Source organism: Acetatifactor sp. (assembly GCF_982438285.1).
In genome coordinates, this window is record NZ_CEWDFQ010000378.1 from 1 (window position 1) to 2,824 (window position 2,824).

At 51.8% G+C, this 2,824-nt stretch carries 2 protein-coding genes and 1 pseudogene; all 3 read right to left on the minus strand.

Annotated features, from left to right (window positions below; genetic code table 11):
• A partial coding sequence (locus tag AC1WIP_RS14145; protein ID WP_481142432.1) for a YeiH family protein occupies positions 1 to 646 on the minus strand: 646 nt, incomplete at its 3' end.
• A gap of 245 nt (positions 647 to 891) precedes the next feature.
• Positions 892 to 2,386: pseudogene (locus AC1WIP_RS14150) on the minus strand (glutamate synthase subunit beta).
• Positions 2,387 to 2,398: 12 nt separating this feature from the next.
• Positions 2,399 to 2,824, minus strand: a 426-nt coding sequence (locus AC1WIP_RS14155) for a GltB/FmdC/FwdC-like GXGXG domain-containing protein (RefSeq protein WP_481142433.1), incomplete at its 5' end; no start/stop codon positions are given.

The window sequence follows — 2,824 nt, forward strand, 5'->3', positions numbered from 1 at the left end:
CAGCCTTGTCAAGGGTGGCCGTGCCCAGTCCATACATGCTGTCCCAGGTGGAAGCGGCCGCTGTCACAGAGGAAGTATCGTTGACCGCAGTCCCCGCAAAAATACCAAAACCCTCGCTTCCCTGAAATCCCAGCAAAGACCCCAGATAAGGAAAAATCACAGCGGCGAGCACATTGAACAGAAAAATCACGGAAATGGCCTGGGCCACCTCCTCGTCATCTGCTTCAATGACCGGCGCTGTGGCAGCAATGGCTGAGCCTCCGCAGATGGAGGAGCCCACGCCGATGAGGCAGGAAATTTTCCCTGGCACCTTCATGGCCTTACACAAAATCCAGGCAAGGAGCAGCGAAACAGAAATGGTGGAAACGATGATGGGCAAAGACTGCGCTCCCGTCTTAAAAACTACGGATAGATTCAGTCCAAAGCCCAGCAAAATAACAGCATACTGCAGAATTTTTTTGGAGGTAAAGGAAATTCCCTCCTGCAGCCTGGTCTTATTCTTTATAAACAAGGTGATCACCATGCCAAGGAGAATGGCAAACACAGGCCCCCCCACGATGGGAAACAGCTTTCCCAAAAAGAAGCCTGCCAATGCAATCACAAAACAAAATGAAAGTCCCAGTCCCTTTTCCCTCAAAAATTTCATTCGAATACCTCTTTCTTCCTTTGTATTTTCAAATCTAGTACTTTTTTGCCCAAAGACCTGTCAGGACAAAATGCCTTCACACATTTTATCATCTTTCCACAGTTATGCAAGCCTTCGGCTGAGACTTTTTCTATTTCTTTTTCACTTTAGTGATTTTGTCCCCAAAAAAAGAAGCTGCGTCCGGCCAAAAATGCCGTACGTCAGCTTCTTTCTTTGGCCTGCTTGATACAGGCCCTCTTTTTTTCCTACTGTACTGCCAGATTGGAATAGCCCATCAGGCTTTCATCCACGGCCCTGGCCGCCTCCCGTCCCTCACGGATCGCCCAAACCACCAGGGACTGCCCTCTGTGCATATCCCCTGTGACAAACACTCTTTCTGCGCTGGTCTGATAGGCTCCGGCAGCGGTTTTTACATTGGTGCGCTCATTCAGCTCCACGCCGAAGGCCTCCGCCACATATTTCTGAGCCCCCAAAAAGCCTGCCGCAATCAGCACGATATCCGCATCCAGAATCTGTTCGCTTCCCGGCACCTCCTGCATCTTCATCCGTCCGCTCTGTGCGTCCTTCTCCCAGGAAAGCTTTACGATCTTCACCGCCTTCAGGCTGCCGTTTTTATCCTTGATAAATTCCTTCACGGTAGCCTCATAAATGCGGGGGTCGTGGCCATAGACTGCAATGGCCTCCTCCTGGCCGTAATCCGTCTTGCAGATTTTAGGCCACTCGGGCCAGGGATTATCTTCAGCCCTCTGATCTGGAGCCTTTGGCATCATCTCGATCTGGGTTACAGACTTTGCGCCATGCCTTATGGCCGTACCCACACAGTCATTTCCGGTATCTCCTCCGCCGATAATCACCACATGCTTTCCCTTGGTGTCCACGTAGGCCTTATCCGCAAAATTGGAATCTAAAAGGCTTTTTGTGTTTGCCTTCAAAAAGTCCACCGCAAAATAAATGCCCTTCGCATCCCTTCCCGGCCCATTGATATCCCTGGGATTGGAAGCGCCGCAGGCTAAGATCACCCGGTCAAACTCCTGAAGCAGGCTCTGGGCCTTGATATCCTTTCCCACATCCACGCCGGTGCGGAATACCACGCCTTCCTCCTCCATGATCTTACGCTTTCTCTCCACAATGTGCTTTTCCAGCTTCATATTGGGAATCCCATACATTAAAAGCCCGCCGATGCGGTCGGAACGCTCAAACACCGTCACCAGATGTCCCCCGCCTGTTGAGCTGATCCGCAGCCGCAAGGCCGGAGGGACCGCTTCCGATAACAGCCACCTTCTTGCCCGTGCGCACCTTGGGGGGATTGGCTCCTGCAAGACCTTCCTCGTAAGCATTTTCAATGATCGCATACTCATTTTCTTTGGTGGAAACCGGGTCCCCGTTCAAGCCGCAGGTACAGGCGGCCTCGCATAAAGCGGGACATACCCGGGAAGTAAACTCAGGGAAATTATTTGTCTTTTTCAAACGGTAGTAGGCCTGACGCCAGTTGCCCGTATATACAAGGTCATTCCACTCCGGCACCAAATTGTGCAGCGGGCAGCCGCTGGCCATGCCGCAGATCATCATCCCCGCCTGGCAGAAAGGAACGCCGCACTCCATGCAGCGGGCCCCCTGGAGCTGCTGCTTTTCCCTGGACAGATGCTGGTGGAATTCGTTGAAATGCCTGATTCTCTTTTTCGGGTCCTCAGACAGGCTGACTTCCCTTTTATATTCCATAAAACCAGTTGGTTTACCCATTCTTCTAACCTCCTATTTTCTGGTATTGGCATAAAATGCTTCTATCTGCGCCTGCTCCGCGCTTAAGCCCTTTTCCTCCATCTGGACAATGGTCTTTAGCACACGGGCATAGTCGTGAGGAATGATCTTTTTGAATTTCGGCAGATATTCTCCGAAATTGTCCAAAACCTCCTTGCCCTTTGCGGAATTGGTCAAAGCCACATGCTCCTGAATCATGGTCTTTAACTCCAGCACATCATATTTGGAGGTAATCTCCTCGGAGGACACCATCTCCTTATTGAGACGCTTGTAGAGATCGTTGCCCTCGTCCAGCACATAGGCGATGCCGCCGCTCATGCCGGCTGCAAAGTTCTTGCCCGTGCCGCCAAGCACCACTACCCGGCCGCCGGTCATATATTCGCAGCCATGATCGCCCACGCCTTCCACCACGGCAATGGC